The organism is Caballeronia sp. INML2 (genome assembly GCF_023631365.1).
Taxonomy (GTDB): Bacteria; Pseudomonadota; Gammaproteobacteria; order Burkholderiales; family Burkholderiaceae; genus Caballeronia; species Caballeronia turbans.
Map to the genome: position 1 here is coordinate 115,262 of NZ_JALQDH010000015.1, position 22,985 is coordinate 138,246.

Sequence of the window (22,985 nt, forward strand, 5' to 3'; positions counted from 1 at the left end):
CGACGCGGCGGACATGTCCAGTCAGCACATGCGGGACTGGAACCCGGTGCTCTGGTCTCCCGATGGCGAGCTCAACCCATATCGCGATCGCATCGTCTCGCGCGTGCGCGATCTGGTGCGCAACGATGGTTGGGCGAGTGCGGCGGTCACGCGCACGCTCGACAATGTAATCGGCGCAGACTTTCGCCCGATCTCGAAGCCGGACCATCGTGCGCTCGCTGCGATGACCGGCAATAAGAAGTTCGATCACATGTGGGCGGACGAATTCGGGCGCGCACTGGAGGCAGGTTGGCGCACGTGGTCGGAAGATCCGGCGCACTTCTGCGACGCGCAGCGCAAGCTGACGATTCCGCAGATGATGCGCCTTGCATTCCGCCACAAGATCGTCGACGGCGACGCGCTCGCGATCCTCCAGTGGATGCCCGAGCGCCTGCCGCGCGGCGCGCGCTATGCGACCGTGCTGCAGCTGATCGACCCTGATCGCCTGTCGAATCCGCAACAGAATTTCGACCGCCAGACGATGCGCGGCGGCGTCGAGGTTGACGAATACGGTGCGCCGGTGGCGTACCACATTCGCAAGGCACATCAGGGAGACTGGTTCAGCGGCGGAAAGCAGGTGACGTGGGAGCGGATCGCCGCCGAAACCGACTGGGGCCGTCCGATCGTCGTCCACGACTATGACTTCGACCGGGCGTCGCAGCATCGCGGCGGCGCGGGCATCCTGACGCCTGTGCTGCAGCGGCTGAAGATGCTGATCAAGTACGACGGCACCGAGCTCGACGCAGCGATCATCAATGCGATCTTCGGCGCGTACGTCACGAGCCCGTTCGACAAGCAGCTCGTCACAGAGGCGCTTGGTGATGGCGAAGACGCGGTCGATGGATACAACGGCTATCAGGATGCACGAGCCGAGTTCCACGACAAGACGGATCTCCGTCTCGGCGGCGCGCGATTGCCGATCCTTTTCCCCGGCGAGACGATCAACACGGTCTCGGCGACACGGCCGGCGGGTAACTTCGCCGAGTTCGAGAACGCCATGCTGCGTAACGTGGCGGCAGGCACCGGCATGTCGGCGCAACAGATCACCCAGAACTGGGCCGACGTCAACTACTCGTCGTACCGCGCTGCGGCGCTTGAGGCGTGGAAGACATTCGATCGCCGGCGCAGCGACTTCGGTCGCGGGTTCGGCCAGCCTATTTTGTGCGCGATGGTCGAGGAAATGATGGACATCGGTGAGCTTCCGCTTCCGTCAGGAGCGCCCGAGTTCGCGATGGCGCGCGCGGCATATACCCGTGCGTGGTGGATCGGTCCGGGCCGCGGCTATGTTGATCCGATGAAGGAACGTCAGGGCGCGGCGCTCGGGATCGAGTCCGGGCTGTCCACGCTCGAAGACGAATCGGCGCAGCTGTCGGGCAACGATTGGCGCGACAACATCGATCAGAGGGCAGTCGAGATCCAGTACATCAAGGATCGCGGAATTCCTCTTCCCTCGACGCTGAAAGATGACGCGACGGCGGACGAGGTCACACAGGAGCCGAAGGCGCAATGACATTGGAGAGGCTATGCACGGCCAATTGGCGTTTCTGAGCCAGCGGATGTTCAACACTCCGCTGGCGATCAAGCGAGAGAAGGCCGAAGTCGTTATGGCGTCTCTTGCTGACCGGCTCGGCATCTCGCACATCGGGCGACTCGATGGATCGACCATTAGCCCGATGGCGTTCGGCGCGTGGGATGAGGAATACGAGTCCGACACTCGCGCTGGTCGCGTCATCGATCACGGCTACGACATGATTGCCGACACCGGCATCGCGATGATCACCGTGCGCGGCACGCTGGTCCAAAAGCTTCGGTCACTGCGGCCGTACTCGGGGATGACCGGATACGACGGACTTCGGCAGAGCATCCTGTCCGCCCATGCTGATCCGGGCGTGCGCGCGATTGTGTTCGACATCGATTCGCCGGGCGGTGAGGTTGCAGGCTGCTTCGACCTTGCCGATACCGTGTACGCGTTGCGCGGCGACAAACCGATGTGGTCGATTCTCTCCGAGTCGGCGTACTCGGCGGCCTATGCGCTTGCGAGCGCGACCGACAAGATTATCGTCCCGCGCACCGGCGGCGTCGGTTCGATCGGCGTGATCACGATGCACGTGGACTGGTCGAAGGCGCTGACCGCGTCTGGCTACCAAGTCACGTTCATCACGTACGGCGATCGCAAAGCGGACTTCCATCCGGAGATTCCGCTCTCGAAGGAAGCATTCGAAGCCGCGCAGGCCGACATCAACACCATGGGCGAACTGTTCGTTAACACCGTCGCCCGTAATCGAAATCTCGCTGCTGATGCTGTGCGCGAGATGCAGGCCGCCTGCTTCATGGGCGAAAACGGCGTCAGCCGAGGGCTTGCAGACGCAGTGATGGCGCCAGATGCGGCGCTCCTGGCCTTGCTAGCCGAGCTGGCCTAAACAACACTCTCACGAGGTATGCAATGAGCTTGAAGAAGACCCTTGCGGGCGTGGCGCCGTTCGCCCACCTGCTCAGCCGCGCCGGCGCCGCGCGCGCCGAAGAGAACGAGCGTGATCAGCGCGAAGGCGAGTCAGACGAGGATTACGCCAAGCGCATGGAAGAGCTCGACGAGAAGGAAAAGGCCGAGGAAGAGAAGCGCAAGGAAGAAGAGGCCAAGCGCGCTGAAGGCAACGACGTCGACGGCGACGATGCCGACGCCGACGAAGAGACCGACGATGGTAAAAAGGCCGCTCGAGCAACGGAGCGTGGTCGCTGCGCGCGAATCTTGGCGCATGGCATCGCGACCGGCAACGTCGAACAGGCCGCGAAGATGGCATTCAACACGCGGATCTCGTCGGCCGACGCGATCGCGATCTTGGGATCGGGTGCGCAACTCTCCGTGTTCGCTATTCCCAGAGCAGCGGCGGCCGCTCCCGCAGCGACGAGCGCTCCAGCACGTAAATCGCTTGATGAGCGTATGGCGCACGCGCGGCCGGCGAATCCCGGCGCCTCGGTGGCCCCTGTAGCTGAACCGACGCTCGCCGAAAAGATCCTCGCGGCCGGCCGTATGCGCCGCGGCGAACAGTAATCCCTCCCCAAACCCGGAGAAATTCAGATGGCTTTGACTCCTACCACGGTCGGGGAGAACCCCCAAGTCCCGTCGGCTTCCGCACAGACCTTCGTTCCCGATCAACTGATCGCCGGCCCGAAGCAACTCGTCACCCGCAACGTCACCATCACCGGCGGCCCGTTCGCGCGCGGCACGGTGCTCGGCAAGATCACCGCGAGCGGCAAGTACACCATTGCGCTGTCGGCTTCGTCCGACGGTAGCCAGACGCCGACGGCGATCCTCGCCGACTATGCTGACGGCAGCGCTGGTGATGTGGTGGCAGGCGTGTACCTCGAAGGCGAATTCAACGTCAACGCGGTCACGCTCGGCACGGGCATCACGTCGACGGCTGCTCAAGACGCGCTGCGTCCGCTCGGGATCCATCTCAAGTCCTCGGTCTCGGCTGCTGACCCGAGCTAAACCTCAACTGAACTAATGCGAAGGCCCCGCCACCGAGCGGGGCTTTTTCATTTGGGCCACACACTCGGAGAGAGCAATGCCCGGAAACCTGATTTACGACACGAATACCCTGATTCATGTCGTTCGAAACCTGAAGCTGGCGCAGAGCTGGCTGCTCGATCGGTTCTTCATGAACATGATCACGTCCGACTCGGAATTCGTATCCATCGACGTCGACGTCGGCAAGCGCCGTATGTCGCCCTTCTGCTCGCCGCTGGTCGAAGGCAAGCTCGTCGAGAGCCGCCGCTATCAAACGAACACCTTCAAGCCGCCGTACATCAAGGACAAGCGCGTCCCCGATCTGCGCAAGCCGGTCCGCCGCATGATCGGCGAGCGAATCGGCGGCGAACTCACGCCGGAGGTCCGCGAGCAGATGAACCTCGAGTTCGAGCTCAACGACCAGATTGACATGCTGACGCGCCGGCTTGAATGGATGGCGGCACAGGTGCTTCTGACCGGCACGCTCACGGTTTCGGGCGAAGGCTTCCAGACGACCGTGATCGACTTCGGTCGCGACGGTTCGCTGACAATCGCCCTTACGGGTGGCGCGCAATGGACGGCGGCCAACATCACGGCCGGCACCGCGTCGCCGACCACGAACATCGAGTCGTGGCAGCAGACCATCCTGAAGTCCTCGGGCGCGAACGTGACGGACATCGTCTTCACGCCGAAGGCATGGAACGGCTTCAAGCTCGATCCGGTTCTGAAGGGCGCGCAGTTCTATCCGGCGCTGGCGTCGTTCGGCAACGCAGTCGACTTGGGCTCGCGTGTCGAGCGCGGTGCGGTCCACAAGGGCAGGTGGGGCCAATTCGATCTGTGGCTCTACAACGACTGGTATGTCGACGACAACAACGTCGAGCAGCCGATGCTGCCGGACGGTTCGCTCATCATGTCGGGTCCGGACCTTGACGGTACGCGTGCGTTCGGCATGATTGAAGACCCGGCGTTCAACTACGCGTCGTTGCCGTTCGCGCCGAAGACCTGGCTGAAGGACGATCCCGCGCAGCGCTTCCTGATGATGCAATCGGCCCCGGTCATCATCCCGAGCCGCGTCAATGCAGCGCTCGCTGCGACCGTGGCGTGAGGTGAATGATGGCTGAAAAACTCATCGAAGCCGTCGTTGCCCGAAATCGCACCGTCCACGATCAACCGAAGAAAGACGAGCCGCCGGTCATCAAGACTGCCGGTGAGACCGTTCGGTTGCCCGAATCCGAGGTGAAGCGTCTGCGCGATCTCGGCTTCCTCGTTCCCGAAAAGGTCGAGGAGGTCAAGCTCGAAGGTGCGCAGATCTCGGGCGGGCAGATCTCGATCAGCCCGGGAGGCTAACCGATGGACTGGGACGACATCGTCGACGGCAAGATCCTCGGTCCTCTGATGGCGCAGTTCGGAACGGCGATCACATATATGCCTGCCGACGGTGGCTCGTTCCAGATCACGGGCGCTTACGACAAGGCGTTCTTCGGTGTCGATCCGGTCACCGGGTCGACGGTCGTCACGCAGCAGCCGACGGTCGGGATTCAGGTTTCACAGTTTCCCGTCGAGCCGCAGCAGTACGACACGCTGATGATCAACAAGACGGGCGAGCAGTGGCAGGTGCGCGAGGTTCATCTCGACGGCCACGGTGGCGGGCGTCTGATGCTCAACGTTCCAGGACAGACCGATGCCTGATCAAACCGGACGCGCGCAGCTTCGCAGCGTGCTGCTTTCGATCTTGCAGACGATCCCGGGCGTTGCGGTTTATTCGCCCGGCGATTGGAGCGTGCCCGCCCCGAAGCTGCCAGCGATAAAGCTGCGGCAGGCGAAGGAGCGCAAGCAGTCGACGGGACGAAACGGACAGACGTCTTTCACGACTGTCGCGGCATTCGAGATCAAGGCAGAGGTGTCGGCGGCTTCCGGTCCGGCGGCTTTGTCCGCCGTCGAGACGCTCGGCGCACAAATCGAAGAGGCGATCTTCAAGAGCATCCCGCTTCGGCAGGTCGTGCAGGACTTCCCGTTCTGCGACACAGAGACGGATGTGAACGCCGAAGGAGCACCGCACGTTGGCGGAATTTCGATCCTTTTGGGCATCGAGTTCTTCGAGACGTTTGCGCCAGACATCAACACGCAGCTGCTCGCGATGAACCTGACGGCCGACCTTACGAACGTCGCAGATCCGAACGGCACATATCCGGACCCGCCATTCCCTGACGCTGTCACGCCGGCTCCGCGCACGCAGGGCCCAGACGGCCGCGCGGAAGGCGAGGTCAACGTTCAATTTCCTCAATAGGAGCGACGAATGATCGTCAAACCTGCACCGGGCCTCAAAGTGCGGCATCCGGTTACGAAGCAGTTGCTGCCGGACGAAGGCACCGAAGTGCCGGACGGCGACATCTTCTGGACCCGCGTGCTCAATGACGGTGACGTCGTTCTCGCGGACAACGCGGCTCTGCCCGCACCGAAGCAGTCGGGGAGTGACGCAGAATGACCATTCCGTTCAAGCAGATCCCGCAGAACCTCCGCACGCCGCTGTTCTTCGCAGAGATCGACAACTCGCACGCGAACTCCGCGGTCGCAAACCAGCGCGCACTGCTCATCGGTCCGATGACGTCGGCCGGCGCCGCGACGCCGAATGTGCCGCTCATCTCGTCCGGCACGGGCGACGCGAATGTCCAGGCTGGCGCGAACAGCGTGCTCGCACTGATGACGGCCGCATATCGCCAGAACGATCAGTTCGGCGAGCTCTGGTATCTACCGGTCCAGGACGCCGCTGGCGCAGTGGCCGCGACCGGCTCGATCGCGTTCACCTCGGCGCCGACGGCTAATGGCACGATCTCGCTGTATATCGCCGGTCAGCTTGTCACCGTGCCGGTGACGGCAGGCCAGACGACCGCGCAGATTGCGACCGCTGTCGCCGCCGCGATCAACCTGATTCCGTCGATGCCCGTCACTGCAGCTGCATCGACGAGCACCGTAACGCTGACGGCCGACAACAAGGGCCTCGTCGGCAACGACATCGACATCCGCTTCAACTACATCGGCACGACGGCTGGTGAGGCGCTGCCGACCGGCCTCGCTGCGACGATCACGGCGATGGCGGGCGGTACGACGAATCCGACCCTGACGACGGCGCTCGGCAATCTTCAGGATATGCCGTTCGACTTCATTGCGTGCGCGTTCACCGATACGACGTCGCTCGACGCGCTGAAGGCGTTCCTGAACGACTCGACCGGCCGTTGGAGCTGGCAGCAGCAGGTGTACGGCCACGTGTTCGTCGCATATCGCAGCACGTGGGCGGGTCTCACCACTTTCGGCACCTCGCGCAATAACCAGCACGAGTCGATCATGGGCTTCAACGACTCGCCGACGCCGGCATGGCAATGGGCGGCGGCAATCGCGGCGGTGACCGCGGTGAGCGTGCGCGCTGATCCGGGCGTCCCGATGCAGACGGTCGCGCTGACGGGCGTACTTGCGCCGCCGCTGCAATCGCGCTTCAACTTGAGCCAGCGCAACACGCTGCTCTATGACGGCATCGCCACGTTCACGGTTGGTGACGACGGCACGGTCGCGATCGAGAACCTGATCACGAGCTATCAGACAAATGCGTTCGGGCAGCCGGACAACAGTTATCTCGAAGTCGAGACGATGTTCCTGCTCGCGTACGTGCTGCGCCGCCTGCGCACGCTGGTGACGTCGAAATATGCGCGCGTGAAGCTCGCGGCCAACGGCACGCGATTCGGACCGGGCGCCGGTATCGTGACGCCGAACATCATCAAGGCTGACCAGATCGCCGAATACCAGGCGATGGAGTACGAAGGCTACGTGCAGGGCAGCGATAAGTTCGCTCAGTCGATCATCGTCGAGCAAAACGCGCAGAACCCGAATCGTGTCGACGTCCTCTGGCCGGGCACGCTGATCAATCAGCTGCGGATCTTCGCGCTTCTCGCGCAGTTCCGTCTGTCCACCAGCCAGACGTAAGCAGTTCGCCAACGCTGTAAGCCGCCCATGACCGGGCGGCTTTTTCTTTTGTGGAGAAGCCAACGATGGCAAACAACACGAATTTCATCGCCGGCACCGCGTACATCACGATCGACGGCGTCAATTACCAACTCGAAGGCGAGCTTCGGTATGACGTCGGCACTGTGACGCGCGAGTCGCTGTCCGGCCAAGACACGGTGCATGGCTTCAGCGAGAAGCCGAAACCGCCGTCGATTTCCGCATCGATCCGTGATTCGGGCGGCGTCAGTCTTGCTGCGATCAACGCGATGCGCAGCAATACGGTCGTCCTCGAGCTTGCGAACGGCAAGACGATCATCGGCCGGACCATGTGGACTGTCGAGGCGCAGGAAGTCGACACGACCGAAGCGAAGTTCACGGTCAAGTGGGAAGGCCTGCAAGGTTCGGTCACGGAGCAGTAATCGATGAGCGACACAAAAACCATCCAGTTGCGCAAGGCGCTGAGCTACGGCAAGGGCGATCAGGCCAAGACAGTCGACTCGATCACGCTGCGCGAGCCGACCGCAGGCGAATACGAGAAGGCGGAAAACGCGTCAGGCGTGTACGGGCTCCAGATCGCTTTGATCTCGCTGCTCACAGGCGTACCGGTCGACGTGATCGACCAGATGTACACCAGCCAGATCGACGAGGCGGCCGACTTCATCGGTTCTTTCGGCAAGGAAGCGATCAGCGGCATGAAGGCGAGCGCCGACGAATTCGAGCTCGTTCTCCAATCACCGGTGAAGCTCACGGCCGACGACAGCCCGCTGAATGTCGCTTCGCTCGAGTTGTGCGAGCCGACGAATCAGCAGAGGCGCAAAGCTTCGGCCGCCGGCGGCACGTTCGCTTCGAGTATCGCGCTGATCAGCATCGTGTCCAAGGTGCCGAAGAACGCAGTGCGCGCGCTGACCGCGCGCGACTTCATGGCCGCGTGCGCGTACTTCAACGGTTTTCAGCTTCGGCGGACAGCGGACTCGGACGACTGATTGCCGCCGTGACGCCTGTTCCGGAAGGCTGGGATGACGTCCTCGCGGAGTTGACGCATTTCATGCGGTGGGGGCCGAGGGACGTCGAAAGCATGACGGTTTCCGAGACTTTGCGCTGGCTTGACCAGGCCAAGCGCATGAAACAACAGATTGGAGCAAACGCATGAACATTGGAGGCGGCGCAGGCGCAGTGCTCGGCACCACCTCGGGCATCTCCAATCTGGCGAGTTCGCTGGCCGCGCGGCTCGGCGGCTCGGCGGGATCGTACTTCGATCAGTTGCGGCCCGCGTCATTCCGCGGCGTGCCGTTCGTATCGCTCGGTGGCGAAGGCGGCTTCGGTCGCCGAAACGAGTTGCATGAATACCCGCTGCGCGACACGCCGTGGGTCGAGGATCTCGGGCGCGGCACGCGCCGATTCCGCGTCTTCGGGTTCGTCGTTGGCGACGACGTCATCGCGCAACGCGACCTGCTGATCGCAGCCTGCGAGAAGGAAGGCGCAGGCTCGCTCGTGCATCCGACGTATGGTCGGCGGGACGTCAGCCTGATGGATAGCCGATGGATCGAGCGGTGGGAGAAGGGCCGGTATTTCGAGTTCGAGTTTGAATTTATCGAGGGCGGTCCTCGTGTCTTCCCAGCGACCTCAGTGGCTGGCGGCAGCCTTGTCGAGAGTGCGGCGAGTGGCCTGAATGTCGCGGCCGCTCTCAATTTCGCACGGACGGCGCTGACCGCCATCGCGTACGGCGCGGCGGTGCTTGGGTCGGCGGTGAGCACGGCCGTCGGCTGGTACACGGCTGCGAAGAATTTCGTTGGCGACGCGCGGAACCTGTTCCGGCTTCTGACAAACCTGCCGGGTGACTTTGGCCGATTTGCCGGCAGCGCCACGGTGCCGACGTTCAGCAAGTTTCCGAGCTCGTCCGTCGATACGAGTGGCGCGACCGTCGAAGGCCTCACGCAAGCGGCAACTCTTGCGCGCGCGAATCTCGACACAGCGTCCGCGGCGCTCGACTCGGCGGCGAGAAATCTGGACGCGTCGACGATCGACGACTTCACCGCCGCGGTGCAGGGCGTTACGAGTGCGATGCTGGCGGCGACGCCGGATCCCGCTGATTCGATGCGCTTGCTGACGTCGTTGGCGGGCTACGAGCCGAGCGGCGCGACAACGGCATCGACAATCGGCACTGCAATGGCGACGATGCAATCAGCGTGCTCCGATCTCTTCCGGCGCTCGACCATCGCTTCGATTGCAGTGGCAGCATCGAATTACGAGCCAACGTCGAGTGACGATGCGGCACGCGTGCGCAGTCAAGTGCTCGATCTAATCGACGCTGAGATGACTGTATCGGGCGATCAAGGCGACGATGAGACGTATGAGGCTCTCCGATCCCTGCGCCAAGCTGTTGTGTCAGATCTGAATCAGCGCGGCGCGAGTCTGCCGGCCATGCGGACCTTCGCGTTCGCGACGCCGTTGCCGTCTCTGACGCTCGCGAATCGCATCTATCGCGACGCGTCCCGAGCGGATGAGCTGGTCGCGCAAGCAGATCCGGTGCATCCCGCGTTCTTTCCTACAAGCTTCAAGGCACTGGCTACCTGATTCATGGCAAACAACCTGACGATCGTTATCTCCGCGCTCGACAGGACGGGGGCGGGTTTCGCTTCGGCGAACCGGAACCTTCGTGCCATCGATCAGGCGATGATGCGCACGACGCGCTCTTCGCAGCGCATGACGGCAGTGCAAAGCTTCGTGACCGGAGCGACGCGCGCAAGCGCGCTCAGCGGCGCATTGCTCGCTGGCGTTGTAGGCGCAGCCGCGCTCGTCACGTCGAAGATCCTTTCGATCGAATCGGCTTGGGCAAACACCGTGCGCAGCGTCAGCAATAAATCGCTGACCCTCGGTATCGATGCCAAGCAGCTGTTCGGCATCCAGAATGCGGCAAAGTCGGTCGGCGTGAGTGCCGAGCAGGCGACGTCTTCGGTCGAGGGCGTGACGCGCGGGTACTACGAGTCGACGCAAGGTCGCGATCCGCAGAAGCGGATGATCTATCAGGCGTACGGCATCAACGGGCTTGACGAGCGCGGCCAGTTCAGTTCCGAGCGTCTGCTCGAGCAGATCGCTGCGGCCGGCGAAAGCGTGAACAGCCGGAACGGTCCGCTCGCGCGTCATCGCCTCTTTGAAGCGCTCGACGCCGGTGGCTTGGAAGATCTGCTCAACAAGGGCGCGGGCGGTGTGCGTGACCGCTACGCGCGCGGCGTTGCGCTCGCACCCAGCGAGGACGATATTCGTCACGCGAACGACTACGCCGAGGCGATGTCGAGACTCGACGCGCAGTTCGACAAGACGAAGCAGACGATACTCGGTGGCCTCGCTCCGGCGCTGACGAGCTTTCTGGAGGGCGTCGAGCGCGTCATCGCGCGCGTGAACGGGCAGGACTATGTGCCGACGCGCTGGAACAGCAGCAGCTATGTTCCCGCTTCGTCGCCGGATGCCCCGCCCGCAGCGAATCTCGGCGACCGCGCAATCGATGGGCTTGAGAAGTTCGGCAACTTCTTGCGAGGGAACGGCGCGCGCACGAACGCCCAGGTTGGCGCCGAGCCGAATGCCAACGTTCCGGCCGCCGTCTCGTTCTTCGAGTCGCGCGGTTGGACGCGTGCGCAGGCAATCGGGATCGTCTCGAACCTGCAGCAAGAGAGCGGCATCGATCCGGCGGCAAGCGGCGATAACGGCAAGGCGTACGGCATCGCGCAGTGGCATCCCGATCGCCAAGCCGCGTTTCAGCAGTGGGCGGGGAACTGGATCGGCAATTCGACGCTCGAGCAACAACTCGGGTTCGTCGATTATGAACTTCGGCGGGGCGGTGAGCAGCGCGCGGGTGCAGAGTTGGAAATGGCTCGTACGCCCGGTCAGGCGGCCGATGTCGTTTCGCGGCTTTACGAGCGGCCTGCCGCGGCAGCTGCAGAAGCCGCAGCACGCGCTGCGACCGCAAATCGCATCGCCGGCCTCTATTCAGGTGGACAAGGGACGGATGCGGCGCAGCAAGACGCGGCGCCGGCGCGTTCGGACGGCGAGCTTCGCGTGAAGGTAGAACTTGGCAACCTGCCGAAGGGCTCTCGCGCTGAGGTCTCGGGCACGCCGAACGTGAAATCGACGGTGGAGCGCGGCTCGACCGGCTCAACTAGTCAATTCGCACTCGGAGCGACGTACTGATGAATTCGCTCGTTGTGACGCTGCCGGAGTCGAAAATCTCGATCACCGGATGGACGGCCGCGCGCGTGACGCGCTCGATTGAAAATTGCACGGGATCTTTCGTGCTGGAAATGACGGAGCGGTTTCCGGCTGAGGTCGACGAAACATCGCTGATCGGTGGTGCGCCAATTCAGATCGCGATCGATGCTGACAATCTGTTGCTGACGGGGTATGTCGATACAGTCGAATACATCATCACGCCGCACGAGCATATGGTTCGCGCGACGGGGCGTGGACGGTGTCAGGATTTGATCGACTGCAGCGCGCCGGTCTACAGCATTTTGGCGAACAGCCGTATTGATGCCGTCTGTCGCGACCTTGTCAAGAAATTTGAGCTTGAGGTCGTGGTCACGGCGAGCCTCCAGGCGGTGATCGACGACCTGCCGACGATTCCATTTCAGCTTATATCCATCACAGAGACGCCGTGGGAAGTGATAGAGCGATGCTGCCGGTATAGCGGCGTTCTCGCGTTCGAGCTTGAAGACGGATCGCTGTGCCTTGCGATGGCAGGCGATGATCTAGGCTCGACGGGGATTGAGCTCGGCAAAAACGTCGAATCTGCTGTGTCTGTGAAGAGTTCTCTAGGCAGATTTTCAAGCGTCTCCGGCGTGTTGACCAACTACAACAACGCGACGGACATCGGCGTGAATCTGTTGCCGGAGTACACAGCGTTCGATCGCGGCGTGAAGCGGTGGCGCACGAAGTACATCGTGTCAGAGCAGCCCGCGTCAGACCGAACATATCTTCAGCGTCGTGTGGATTGGCAAGTCGCACGCGCTTACGGTATGTCCCGCCAGGTTCGAGTGCTGGTCGACAGTTGGCTCGATGCAAGCGGCTCCCCGTGGTACTTGAATTACCAGGTGCCGGTGACGATGCCATTGCTGAAGATTCCAGAGAAGACTCTGCTGCTTATAACTGAGACGACGTTCATTCTTGACGAGCACGGAACACATACGGAGTTGGTGCTCGCGCCGCGGCAGGCATTTCTACCCGAGCCGCTCGTACTGCAACGCATTGATCCGGACATCGCTCCGGAATAGGGATTTCGATGCATGACGCACTGAACTCGCTGGCGCGGCGGATTCGTCTGTTCGTGAGCCGCGCGGTGATCTCATTCGTCGACGACACGCGAACGGTCCAGTACCTGCAGGCGAAGATCAACGCGCTGGAGACGGTCGGCGACATTCCGCGCTACGTAGAGTACGGGCTGTCATCGAATCCGCCGCTCGGCTCCGAGGCGCTGATCGTTTTCGGAAATGGAGAGCGCACGAACGGCATCGTCATCGCCACGTCGAACGCGAAGTATCGCGTGACGGCGCTGGCGAGCGGCGAGGTCGTGGTGCACGACAACACGGGACAGAAGGTCTATCTATCGCAGGCGGGCATGGTGCTCGACGGTGGCGGAAAGCCTGTGACGATCACGAACACGCCAGAGATCGACGCTGATACGCCGTTGCTCAAATGCAAGGGCGACATCATCGACAACTACGAAACGAATACGCGGACGGTCGCGGGCATGCGAGCAGTTGCCAACTTGCATACGCACCAGATCGTCAACGTGCAGACGGGAGGCAGCACGATCAACACTCAGCCGCCGACACAGCCGGAGTAATAGATGCCTGACATCAGCATTCTCTGGGATGCCGCGAACAGCCGCGGCGATTGGCAGCAGCTCGGGCCCGAACTGCTGACCGGAAACGATCTGCAAACTGCAGTGCTGCTGAGCCTCTTCACCGACCGCGCGGCGAACGCCGATGACGTCATTCCTGATGGCACCGATGATGCGCGCGGCTGGTGGGGCGACCTCGACGAGGACAGCCCAATCGGCTCGCGCCTATGGCTGCTGGATAGGTCGAAGCAGACTCAAGAGGTGCTCAACAACGCGCGCGACTACATCGTCGAGGCGCTGCAATGGCTCGTGGATGACGGCGTCGTTGCGAGCATGGATGTTCAGACGGAATGGACGCGCGACACGTTTCTCGGCGCGCAGATAACGCTCTATCAACCGGCCGGGCCCAGCGTCTCTCTGACGTACGCATGGGCATGGCAACAGCTCACCTGATATGCCATTCCAACGCAAAACGCTCTCCACCTTGATCAGCGAGGTGGCGGCTGACATTAACTCGGCCTTGCAGGGTGCTGATGCAACGCTGCGCCGTACCGTCTTGAAGGTGGTCGGAAAGGTGCAGGCGGGAATGTCTAACCTGCAGATGGGGTATCTCGACTGGATTGCCAAGCAGGCGGTTCCGTTCACCGCGGAAGACGAATATCTGGAGGGTTGGGCGGCGCTCAAAAAGGTCTATCGCAAGGCCGCGACGCCAGCGCAGTTGACGGCTTCCTTCGCTGGCGTCACGGGAACCGTTCTGAATGCCGGAACGCAGGTCGTGCGCAGTGATGGCGCGACATACACGACGGTCGCAACCGCGACGGTCGACGGGACTGGTTCTCTGACCGTGACGATCGTCGCAACCTCGGCAGGCTCAGCAGGCAACGCCGATCCGGGCACGGCCGTCGCTCTCGGCGTTGCGGTGTCGGGATTGCAGTCGGCGGGAACGATCACGGGCACGGTTGCATCTGGCTCAGACATCGAAGATAACGACGATCTGCGCACGCGAATGCTCGCCGCGTACCAGAACACACCGCAAGGCGGCGACCTCAACGACTATGTCGGATGGGCGCTCGCCGTGCCCGGCGTCTCGCGTGCATGGTGCGCGCCGAACGGTTTCGGCGCCGGCACTGTTGTGATCTACACGATGTGGGACTCGGCCGAAGCTTCCCAAAACGGCTTTCCGCAGGGAACGAATGGCTGCTCGCAGTACGACAAGGGCCCAGGCGGCACGCCGCGCGGCACAGTGGCAACCGGTGATCAACTTGTTGTCGCCGACACCATCGTCAACGAACAGCCGGTCACCGCACTCGTTTATTCGTGCGCGCCCGTCGCGAACAACCTGACGGTCACTTTGTCCGGGCTGACGGGCACGTCGACTGCGACGCGCGCGGCGATCTCCGCGGCAATCTCCGACGTCCTGTTTCGAAATGGCGATCCTCGTGCGGGCACGATCAATCGATCGGACATCGAATCCGCGATCGCCTCTGTGTCCGGTACGAGCGGCTTCGTCATCACGCTTGTACAGGGCGTCGTTGGTGTGACGACAACGACATATCCGGGGAACATCACAAGCGGCTTCGGTCAGCTGCCGGTGCTCGCCGGCGTGAACTACGTTTGAGGCGTCCATGCTTGCACCGAACTTCAAGGCGGCGGATTTTCTCGTCGCGATGCAGGCGTTGTTGCCCCGTGGCCGCGTATGGCCGCGTGATCCGGATACCGTCCAAGCGAAGGTCCTTTCGGGGCTTGCGCCGTCGTACGAGCGCCAGACCGCCCGCGCAAACTATCTCTTGGTCGACTCGTTCCCAGCGACGACCTATGAACTTCTGCCGGAGTGGGAGGCGACACTTGGCCTTCCGGATCCGTGCGCGGGTGTCGCGCCCACGGTGCCGGCGCGGCGCGCGCAGGTTGTAGCGCGGCTCACCAACCTCGGCGGCGCGTCAATCCCATATCTGATCGGTTTCGCCGCGAGCCTCGGCTACACCGTGACGATCACGCAGTACACGCAGGCCCGGGCAGGGATGCTCCGCGCTGGCCAGCCGTGCTGTGGATACGACTGGAACTTCGCCTGGAAGATCACCGCGCCCTTGAACACCGTCGTGCGTGCAGTGGCTGGTTCGATGGCAGCTGGTGATCCGCTCGCTTCGTGGGGCAACGCGGTCCTCGAGTGCGAAATTCGCGCGGTAATGCCGGCACACACGACTCCAATTTTTGCTTACGTATAACGAGGTCATATGCAACGCATTGACGATGCAACTGCGGCGGCGAGCCTGCCCCTTCCAGAGGCGGCCGGTACGCCGGGCTACTTCACGGAAGGAAATCCGACGGCGGGCACTCCGGCGACGAACGTTCGCGGCTCCTGGCTGAACATGGTTCAGGAAGAGCTCATGGCCGTGGTCGCGGCTGGTGGACTCACACCGAGCAAGACGACATACACCCAAGTCCGCGATGCCATCAAAGCATTTGTAGGCTCGGGCCGATTGCTCCGCACCTCGGTCTACACGCTGGTCGGTGGCACGCAAATGGTGTCAGTAAATGGCGGCGCATTCACCGCAACGGGTGCTAGCACTTTCACGCCGCTCTCCAGTGCGACCGCGTGGGACGTCGAAGTAGTCGGTGGTGGCGGCGGGTGTGGGGGCACTGCCGCAACAAGTTCTTCACAGATTGCCATTGTCGGAGGAGGAGGAAGTGGGGCCTATGCGCGGAGCATCTTGTCTGCCCTCACGGCGCAGACGATCACCATCGGCGCTGGAGGGGCCGCCGCAGCTGCGGGAAATAATTCGGGCGGCAATGGAGGAACAACCTCATTCGGATCATTGATTACTTGCCCCGGCGGAAGCGCTTCTGCGGGGAGTTCTGCTGTCGCAACGACAACTCCATCCATTAATCCTGGCGCGACGGTAAGTTCCGCACCGACAGGAGGGAATGTGTTGAGCATGGCCGGCGCGCCCGGACAACACAGCATCTTTGTTGCCAACACGGCATCGCCGGTTGGCGGTAGCGGCGGCTCGAACCCGCTTGGAACCGGCGGCGGCTACGGACTATCGGCCACACCGAAACCAGGGCAAGGTTTCGGATCCGGCGCTGGAGGGTCGGCGGCGCAACAAAGTGCAGCGGCGGCGGCTGGCGCCGCAGGCGCGCCAGGCGCGATCATCGTTAGGGAGTACTCGTGATGTCAGTCTATGTCCGTTGCCAAGTCACTGAACTGCAGCAGAAGAACGTGGTGTTTGAGATTATCAACCCGCTCTTCGACTCGGATGGGCTTGAGTATCCGATAAAAGAGAGATTCACTCCTGAATTTGTTGCCACGTTGATAGATGTTACCAACATCAGTCCTCAACCGCAGCAAGGTTGGATATATGACGGCGGCGTCTTCTTGCCGCCTAGCTGATCAATTTTGGCTTTAGAAAGACGATGGTCTGATAGGGATCGAGCAGGTTGACGTCTGTTCCGGCTAACTGCCAGACATTATATGCAAGCCGCTTCGAGGGCGGCTCTTTTATACCCGGATGACCGGCAAATCTACGAGGCAATGCGCATGTCGGAGTTCTGGAACGAGGGCGTTAAATCGATCGTGACGGCCCTCGGAAGCGTTGGAACCTTCTGGGTTGGTGGCCGCATGTGGCGGCAGATCGATCGCAGGCGGCAGGCCGAGAGCGAGGGCGAAGCCAACATCGTTAAGGCGGACTCCGCCGCACAGGTGGAGGCAATCGCGAGATTTGAACGTCTCGCCACATTGGCCGAAGAGCGCGCCGGACGCGCTGAGGCACGCGAGCTCCTCGCAGTGCAGCGTGCTGACCGCGCCGAAGAACTCATGCGCGTTGCTGAGCAACGAGCCGATGCGGCTGACCGACGTGCGCAGCGCGCGGAGGCCGAAGTCCTCGAACTGAAAACTCGGATCGAACGTCTTGAACGTGCGATCGACAACCGGAGGGAATCAGATGTCTCGCGTTCGTGACTGGCGATGGTGGGTTGTGGGCGCGTGTCTCATCGGGGGCTTGATCGGTGTCGCCGCGGTCGGTTTCTTCATCGGACAATGGGGCATGTCGGTTGAACGCGCGAGCTGGCAGGCCGAGCGCGCCGCGTATCTCGCACGGTTTCCGAAGGTGCGGCAAGAGACGCGCGAAGCGTGCACGCGCGAGTTCGCTGGCCGAATCGAGGGGCTGCAGAAGCTCAACGAGCGCAGTGAGCAGGCGCTTGTGGATCTGAAGGCGCAGATGACCGATACGCACGAGCTCGCGGCGTACACGCTGCGCTTTCTCGGCGATCGCGCGAAGCTGACGGATGCGCGGCAGGCGGCGATGCTCAAGCAGACTCGTGCGGCTGCCGTGGCGGCTGTCGCGGCAGCGAAGAAAACTGAAGTTGTCGAGCGGAAGGTATCCGTTGCCACCGCAAGCGCAGCCGAAGCAGCGAGCACGGCGAAGGCGACAGAGAAGAAGCTCGACACCGCAACGCATCCGACGGCGGTCGTGCCGTCGACGCCGTGGGCTGGCAGCAGACGATGACCCGATCGCTATCGACATATCAATAGCGGAAACAGTTACCCGACTCTACCCGGCCACGCGCCGGGTTTTTCTTTTCAGAGAACCTATGAACCTCAAGCTTCGCCTGGTCGATGACGCGGCCAAGGTGCACACATACTCGTCGACGATCATTGCGGCGGCGCTCGGCGCTGTCTCTGCCGCGTCGCCTTTCATCGAGGCCGCATGGACGGGCATGCCCGACGAAGTGAAGTCGCTTCTTCCGGATCGCTGGCGGCTTGCGGTCGCGATCGCGGTCGGCTGTCTCGCGATCATCGCCGCGCGCTACACGACGACGGCTCCGAAAACGACCACGACCGAGGTTGCTGATGGCGACGCAAGCGCAGCAGCCGAGTAAGCGGCCCGGCAAGAAGACACTCGCCGCGACGCTCGGCGCTGCCGCCGCAGCTTCGCTCGTCGCGCTGACTGCTTCACAAGAGGGCGTTTCGCTGAAACCCTATAACGATCGTCTCGCGAACAACATCCAAACCGTCTGCTTCGGCGAGACGAACGTCGAGATGCGCGCCTATTCGCTGCCGGAGTGCAAGTCGATGCTTGGCGACAGCCTCGCGGGCTATGCAGAATCCGTGCGTGCCATCACGCCTGGCTTCGACACGCTCACGGACGGGCAGAAGGTTGCCGTAGTGGATCTCGCCTACAACATCGGCATGCCGAATTACAAGGGCTCGACGCTGCGCAAGCGCTACATCGCGCGCGACTTCCCCAATGCGTGCAACGAGTTCATCAAGTGGCGCTTCGTGGCCGGAAAGGACTGCGCGATAGCGGCGAACCGCTGTGGCGGAATCGTGACGCGTCGCCAGATCGAGGCGCAGGCCTGCCGAGGAAACTGACATGTCTCCATACCTCATCACAGGAATCATCGCTAGCGCACTCGGCATCGCGATCGGCGGGGCCGCTGTGCATACGGTCGACGCCACGAAGCTCGCAAGCGAGCAGACCGTGCACGCGCGCGACAACGAGATCAACGCGCAGAAGTTGCAGGCCGTGTCCGACGCGGCCGCCAGCGCGGCGCGCGCGGCGATCGCAAAGCAGAACGACGCGTCAACGCAGATCGCGTCTTTGGACGCAGAACTCATTCAGGAGAAAGCATCCCATGATTCCGACAATGCGAAGAATCGCGCTGCTATCGCTGATGGCGCTCGCCGGCTGCGCGTCGCAGTCACCGCCTACGCCCCCGCAAGCAGTGGCAACGTGGCAGATTCAGGCGCAAGCGCCAGCAGCGTGGGCAATGGTGCCGGTGGCACAGCCGAGCTATCACCTGCGTTTGGATCAGCTCTTTTCGAGATCGTCGACGACGCAGACAGCGACGCCCGCGCAAAAGCAGAATACCTCCAGCACTACGTCTGCATCCTCCAACAGCAAGGATTGATCGCTGGCGCGTGCAGCCTTACGACCGCTGCAAGGCCCCGGTGACCAAGGTATGGCCGTGTTACCTTGTCTCCGCATGCGCAGCAAGGGCAGTCGCCACAAGGCTCGGCGCGATTCGTACCTGCCTGAAGGTGAGATCAACCGGCAGTTCCCATTGCCCCTCGGAATGCGTGAGCACCCGAAGTGAAAGTACCCGGCGCCCTTTGCCTTCTTGAGCAGCAATAAAATCGTCAGTCTTCGCTATGTACGGTGAAAGGAGGAACCCGCCCGCAGCCATCTCTGGAACGATGCGAGGATACGAAACCGACCCATCCGAAAGGCGAACTTCCAAGACAACTGGCGACAGCTTGTAGGCGGCACTGAGCGCTTTGCCGAACGGTGTCTTGCGGAAATGAACACTGAGCCAGACGGCTCCATCGATCGGTACTGGGACGGGATTCTCGACGTTCATCTCTGTTGCCACGGTCACTGGTGCACCGAACGTCATCGCGCGATGCCCGTCTTTCGTCAGCCATAGACGGTCACCAAGATTCTTTTTTACCGCATAGTCGGTGAGAAGCACGGGCCAACTATGAGCGTCTTCCATCGTGGCAATTCGCTCATCGAGCGGACTGACCGATAGAAATACGTTCTGAGGGGCTTTGCTTCCGTTGAGATGCTTAGCGTTCAATGCATCCAAGACCGGAAGGTATGCCGAATAGCTTTGGATGATCGGCCTCGGCGACCATTCGATCTTGTTTGCGAAAAGGATCGAGATCTCGGAGGGATATACGTCGGACGGTCCGGTCACACCGGCTAGCGGAGTGTGTGCTTCGATTCTCGCGTTCGCCTTATTGAATGCTGCGAGCAAAGCGTCCGGTTTGAAAATCCTTGTCTTAATCCCGTTGAATGTGCCATTCAAGCGTTTTGTGACACGCGTTGACAGGTTCGCTGCCGTCGAATTCGGGGCAGTCGTCGACGCTTCGATTGCATACCAGCCGGCAATCGATATGAAAATCGCAAGGGCACCAGTCTGCCAGGCGGTCGTGCCCGCAACGCAGAAAGCCAACAGCAGCAAAGCGGCGGCGGAAATCAGTGGGTGTACATCCTGACGTACGAACCCAGCTTTGAAGGCCACGGCTGAAAACAAAGCCAATCCAGCGAGGGCGATGATGTCTTGAAGCTTCGGCCTCCATCTGAATGACGCGGCGAACGACAGCAGTAACGCAGTGCACGTAGCAACATATGTCCACACGGGCCAAGCAGGTCCGTCCGACGCCATTGCGTCGGTATAGCCAGCAATAACCGGCCCCTGCATCTTTATGTAAGTCGGCAGGGCACCCAACGGTTGGCTACAAAGCAGCCATGTCACCAGCATCAACAGGAGCGGGAGCAGGACCACCAGAAAAGCGACCCTACGCCTGCCTTGAATCGCGGCGATTGCGCAGGCCATAAGAATGCCCGCGGCTGCGATCGCCGTGAGACTTCCCTTGATCAATGGCAGCAAACCCACGGCCGCCGCTCCGATATAGATGGCCGCGGCGGGAGTCCGACGCCATGCGCACAACATCACAAGCATCGGCAAAACCATGAATATCGGATCTCTGAAGTTCGAGAGCACCACAATCATGGGCAGCACGATAAGGAGAATCCGACGACGTTCAGAAACGAGGGCGTAAGCTGTTGTGCAGAAGCCGATTGCGACCACAGTGCTACCTATTAGCATGGTCATGTCGGTTTCCGGTCCGTACAAAGTCGTGTACACGGACGCCAGCGGACCGAACGTGAAAATCACGTCTCTCCCGAAAACCAGATGCTTCGCGACGGCCACGTTAAAGGCGTACGCCCACGACGCGTCAAGGCCGGGCTTCGGCATCCAAGGCATTAGTGGAACGATCAATAAACCAGCGAATAGAAGAGCAATACCGCAAAAAATGCGAACGCCTTTATTTGACGAGAGTTGAGCGTGTTTCTGCGAGATCGTCGCGTTGAGAGCGGACGTAGTTCTCAACCACAGCCAATATGCGGACCAAATTATGATTGGTATTAAGACGAGTCCAAGTCCAAGCAGCAAACCATCGACACTGTAATCCTGATAATCCATTGAGCCGCTCACTTCTCTTCTGCCGGGAAGTGTGGGTTCGGCGCCTTTGCAGTCGTGGGCTCGTAGCCAGGCTTTGGCTTAACACTTTGGTCGCGATCGGAAAGAGCCAGCATGACTGTCAAGATCACTGCGTATTTCATATGAGTGTCGGAAATAAGTGCGCGCAGTCTACCGTAAACGCTTCCTAAACCGGCACTTCGTGCGCCTCGCCGTTGCGTTAACCGCACGCCGGCGTGGAATGGCTCAGGAATCGTCAGGGTTTGCTGCTGACATCGGTTCCTCCCCCGACATAATTTGCGGCAGCCGCGGGAAATACACGTCGCACCGCTCGTGATGAGCGGTGGCGCTCCGCCGAGGACAATCCGCCAGCTCGGAGCCGAGGTCCGTCATCGGGAAGTCGTCTCCGAGTCGCGCGACTAGCTTGGCCACTCGATACCGGCCTTTGCGGTCGCACCGGGAGCACGCGACGTCGATGTGGCTCGCGCGCTCGGCGAGCTCACCAAGGAGAACGCTTCCGTTCTTACCCATCGCAAACCCGGACCTGATTTTCTGCGGCCGCGATCCATTGCGGTTGCTCGTATTCGTCGTCGTATTTGCTGACGATGCAATCGCAGTCTCCGCACATCCACCGATCAGGCACATCACCACCCGCCGGCTGAAACTCATCGCGCGTGAGCCGTCTCGCGCAGACCGGGCACCACATCGCCGTCAGTTCCACTTCCTCTCGTCGCGAACGCCATAGGCCCATGCCAGCCTCCCTGTACTGTATGTATATACAGTATCACGCGAGCGCGCGAGCCGCGCGTCTCCCACAAATATTAGAAACTTTCTAATATCGGCCCGCACTTGCCTAAATCTTGAGCACAAGAAAAAACCCGCGCCAGCCTTAGCTGACGCGGGTTTGTGTCTGGTCGGGGCGAGAGGATTTGAACCTCCGACCACCTGCACCCCATGCAGGTACGCTACCAGGCTGCGCTACGCCCCGAAAGAGCGAAAGTATATCAGAGAGAAACGGATAGTAGAACTGCTTCCAACAATTTCGCTGTTGCACTCACCAAATTCACTCGCGGTGGGTCAGAGCGTCAGCTCCGACTGCGTGTAAGGCGAGGTTTGAATCTGCACGGAGCCTTCGCGTTCCGTCTCGCTTCGACCGTGGACACCCTCGCGCGCGAAGCGCTGACGCCGACGAAATCTCAACGCAAGCAGCAGCGATATCGTGCAGGGAATCAGATACGTGACGATCCGTTCGCTCCACGCGATCCTCGATCCGAGGCTGTCGTAGCGAGTGCGTTCATGGAAATTCGCGGATGCGAAGACCATCGTCAGCGTAAAGTCCAGCAGCATCGCCAATACGCAGAGGGCCAGAAAAAGCAGTGCGCCGTTCCACTTCGGCGCGCCAAGGCTCGCGTTCAAGGCGCGACAGATAAAAAGCGCCAGGCCAAGCAAGGTCAGACTGAAGGCCAGGGGAAGCCAGGGAAAATCCATATCGCGCGTGCCTCGCGTGCGGGTAACAGGGAAGATCCCGGCGGCGCGCAAGATGAAACTTTTTGTCGCGTCTCGAGCGCCCGATCCGGAAGCGGGCGCGATCATCACACGCAAGACCTAACGCTTGAATGAGAG

Annotated in this window: 29 protein-coding genes and 1 tRNA gene; 26 read left to right on the top strand and 4 right to left on the bottom strand. The window is 61.6% G+C overall.

Annotated elements, in window-relative coordinates:
- Positions 1–28 precede the first annotated feature (28 nt).
- The 26 genes from NCT32_RS05605 (at position 29) to NCT32_RS05730 (ending at position 19,327) form a co-directional block, all read left to right on the top strand.
- Positions 29–1,549, top strand: coding sequence for a phage portal protein (locus tag NCT32_RS05605; protein ID WP_250490000.1), 1,521 nt, complete (start codon positions 29–31; stop codon positions 1,547–1,549).
- A gap of 13 nt (positions 1,550–1,562) precedes the next feature.
- The gene (locus tag NCT32_RS05610; protein WP_250489974.1) at positions 1,563–2,459 is read left to right on the top strand and encodes a S49 family peptidase; all 897 of its coding nucleotides are present in this window, start codon (positions 1,563–1,565) and stop codon (positions 2,457–2,459) included.
- Between the two features lie 23 nt (positions 2,460–2,482).
- Positions 2,483–3,088, top strand: a complete 606-nt coding sequence (locus NCT32_RS05615; protein ID WP_250489975.1) for a hypothetical protein — start codon at positions 2,483–2,485, stop codon at positions 3,086–3,088.
- Positions 3,089–3,115: 27 nt separating this feature from the next.
- Complete coding sequence (locus NCT32_RS05620; protein WP_250489976.1) at positions 3,116–3,529, top strand: head decoration protein; 414 nt, start codon at positions 3,116–3,118, stop codon at positions 3,527–3,529.
- A gap of 76 nt (positions 3,530–3,605) precedes the next feature.
- Positions 3,606–4,652 carry a major capsid protein gene (locus NCT32_RS05625; RefSeq protein ID WP_250489977.1) on the top strand — a complete coding sequence of 349 codons (1,047 nt, stop codon included), beginning with the start codon at positions 3,606–3,608 and terminating at the stop codon, positions 4,650–4,652.
- Between the two features lie 5 nt (positions 4,653–4,657).
- Positions 4,658–4,894, top strand: coding sequence for a hypothetical protein (locus NCT32_RS05630; RefSeq protein ID WP_250489978.1), 237 nt, complete (start codon positions 4,658–4,660; stop codon positions 4,892–4,894).
- Between the two features lie 3 nt (positions 4,895–4,897).
- Positions 4,898–5,236 carry a hypothetical protein gene (locus tag NCT32_RS05635; RefSeq protein WP_061117462.1) on the top strand — a complete coding sequence of 113 codons (339 nt, stop codon included), beginning with the start codon at positions 4,898–4,900 and terminating at the stop codon, positions 5,234–5,236.
- Positions 5,229–5,834 carry a hypothetical protein gene (locus NCT32_RS05640; RefSeq protein ID WP_250489979.1) on the top strand — a complete coding sequence of 202 codons (606 nt, stop codon included), beginning with the start codon at positions 5,229–5,231 and terminating at the stop codon, positions 5,832–5,834. Before NCT32_RS05635 ends, NCT32_RS05640 begins: the two co-directional genes overlap by 8 nt.
- Positions 5,835–5,843: 9 nt before the next feature.
- Complete coding sequence (locus NCT32_RS05645; protein WP_250489980.1) at positions 5,844–6,032, top strand: DUF2635 domain-containing protein; 189 nt, start codon at positions 5,844–5,846, stop codon at positions 6,030–6,032.
- The gene (locus NCT32_RS05650; protein WP_250489981.1) at positions 6,029–7,522 is read left to right on the top strand and encodes a phage tail sheath subtilisin-like domain-containing protein; all 1,494 of its coding nucleotides are present in this window, start codon (positions 6,029–6,031) and stop codon (positions 7,520–7,522) included. The genes NCT32_RS05645 and NCT32_RS05650 overlap by 4 nt, the downstream gene beginning before the upstream one ends.
- Positions 7,523–7,587: 65 nt before the next feature.
- Positions 7,588–7,962, top strand: a complete 375-nt coding sequence (locus tag NCT32_RS05655; protein ID WP_250489982.1) for a phage tail tube protein — start codon at positions 7,588–7,590, stop codon at positions 7,960–7,962.
- Between the two features lie 3 nt (positions 7,963–7,965).
- On the top strand, positions 7,966–8,526 hold the full coding sequence (locus NCT32_RS05660) for a phage tail assembly protein (protein ID WP_250489983.1): 561 nt from the start codon (positions 7,966–7,968) through the stop codon (positions 8,524–8,526).
- Positions 8,527–8,689: 163 nt separating this feature from the next.
- A complete protein-coding gene (locus NCT32_RS05665; RefSeq protein WP_250489984.1) occupies positions 8,690–10,117 on the top strand; it encodes a DNA circularization protein in 1,428 nt (475 codons plus the stop codon).
- Between the two features lie 3 nt (positions 10,118–10,120).
- The gene (locus NCT32_RS05670; protein ID WP_250489985.1) at positions 10,121–11,728 is read left to right on the top strand and encodes a phage tail tip lysozyme; all 1,608 of its coding nucleotides are present in this window, start codon (positions 10,121–10,123) and stop codon (positions 11,726–11,728) included.
- On the top strand, positions 11,728–12,807 hold the full coding sequence (locus tag NCT32_RS05675; protein ID WP_250489986.1) for a phage baseplate assembly protein: 1,080 nt from the start codon (positions 11,728–11,730) through the stop codon (positions 12,805–12,807). The genes NCT32_RS05670 and NCT32_RS05675 overlap by 1 nt, the downstream gene beginning before the upstream one ends.
- Before the next feature lie 8 nt (positions 12,808–12,815).
- Entirely contained in the window at positions 12,816–13,379 is a 564-nt protein-coding gene (locus NCT32_RS05680) for a phage baseplate assembly protein V (RefSeq protein ID WP_250489987.1), read from the top strand.
- A gap of 3 nt (positions 13,380–13,382) precedes the next feature.
- Positions 13,383–13,829, top strand: a complete 447-nt coding sequence (locus NCT32_RS05685; protein WP_250489988.1) for a phage GP46 family protein — start codon at positions 13,383–13,385, stop codon at positions 13,827–13,829.
- A 133-nt stretch (positions 13,830–13,962) separates the two neighbouring features.
- Positions 13,963–14,994 carry a baseplate J/gp47 family protein gene (locus tag NCT32_RS05690; RefSeq protein ID WP_250489989.1) on the top strand — a complete coding sequence of 344 codons (1,032 nt, stop codon included), beginning with the start codon at positions 13,963–13,965 and terminating at the stop codon, positions 14,992–14,994.
- A 7-nt stretch (positions 14,995–15,001) separates the two neighbouring features.
- Positions 15,002–15,598 carry a YmfQ family protein gene (locus tag NCT32_RS05695; RefSeq protein WP_250489990.1) on the top strand — a complete coding sequence of 199 codons (597 nt, stop codon included), beginning with the start codon at positions 15,002–15,004 and terminating at the stop codon, positions 15,596–15,598.
- Positions 15,599–15,607: 9 nt separating this feature from the next.
- Positions 15,608–16,546 carry a hypothetical protein gene (locus tag NCT32_RS05700; protein ID WP_250489991.1) on the top strand — a complete coding sequence of 313 codons (939 nt, stop codon included), beginning with the start codon at positions 15,608–15,610 and terminating at the stop codon, positions 16,544–16,546.
- Entirely contained in the window at positions 16,546–16,764 is a 219-nt protein-coding gene (locus NCT32_RS05705) for a hypothetical protein (RefSeq protein WP_250489992.1), read from the top strand. Before NCT32_RS05700 ends, NCT32_RS05705 begins: the two co-directional genes overlap by 1 nt.
- Before the next feature lie 147 nt (positions 16,765–16,911).
- Positions 16,912–17,331 carry a hypothetical protein gene (locus NCT32_RS05710; RefSeq protein ID WP_250489993.1) on the top strand — a complete coding sequence of 140 codons (420 nt, stop codon included), beginning with the start codon at positions 16,912–16,914 and terminating at the stop codon, positions 17,329–17,331.
- A complete protein-coding gene (locus NCT32_RS05715; RefSeq protein WP_250489994.1) occupies positions 17,315–17,878 on the top strand; it encodes a hypothetical protein in 564 nt (187 codons plus the stop codon). The genes NCT32_RS05710 and NCT32_RS05715 overlap by 17 nt, the downstream gene beginning before the upstream one ends.
- 85 nt (positions 17,879–17,963) lie before the next feature.
- Positions 17,964–18,251 carry a hypothetical protein gene (locus tag NCT32_RS05720; protein WP_250489995.1) on the top strand — a complete coding sequence of 96 codons (288 nt, stop codon included), beginning with the start codon at positions 17,964–17,966 and terminating at the stop codon, positions 18,249–18,251.
- Positions 18,223–18,744 carry a glycoside hydrolase family protein gene (locus NCT32_RS05725; protein WP_250489996.1) on the top strand — a complete coding sequence of 174 codons (522 nt, stop codon included), beginning with the start codon at positions 18,223–18,225 and terminating at the stop codon, positions 18,742–18,744. Before NCT32_RS05720 ends, NCT32_RS05725 begins: the two co-directional genes overlap by 29 nt.
- Position 18,745: 1 nt before the next feature.
- Positions 18,746–19,327, top strand: coding sequence for a lysis system i-spanin subunit Rz (locus NCT32_RS05730; RefSeq protein ID WP_250489997.1), 582 nt, complete (start codon positions 18,746–18,748; stop codon positions 19,325–19,327).
- Between the two features lie 16 nt (positions 19,328–19,343).
- On the opposite strand, the gene NCT32_RS05735 is transcribed toward NCT32_RS05730, so the two are convergent.
- The 4 genes from NCT32_RS05735 to NCT32_RS05750 all read right to left on the bottom strand — a co-directional run bounded on the left by NCT32_RS05735 (position 19,344) and on the right by NCT32_RS05750 (position 22,955).
- On the bottom strand, positions 19,344–21,365 hold the full coding sequence (locus NCT32_RS05735; RefSeq protein ID WP_250489998.1) for a hypothetical protein: 2,022 nt from the start codon (positions 21,363–21,365) through the stop codon (positions 19,344–19,346).
- Positions 21,366–21,885: 520 nt separating this feature from the next.
- The gene (locus tag NCT32_RS05740; RefSeq protein WP_250489999.1) at positions 21,886–22,083 is read right to left on the bottom strand and encodes a hypothetical protein; all 198 of its coding nucleotides are present in this window, start codon (positions 22,081–22,083) and stop codon (positions 21,886–21,888) included.
- A gap of 190 nt (positions 22,084–22,273) precedes the next feature.
- A tRNA-Pro gene (locus NCT32_RS05745) sits at positions 22,274–22,350 on the bottom strand.
- 89 nt (positions 22,351–22,439) lie between these two features.
- The gene (locus NCT32_RS05750) at positions 22,440–22,955 is read right to left on the bottom strand and encodes a hypothetical protein (RefSeq protein WP_250476538.1); all 516 of its coding nucleotides are present in this window, start codon (positions 22,953–22,955) and stop codon (positions 22,440–22,442) included.
- Positions 22,956–22,985: the final 30 nt, after the last annotated feature.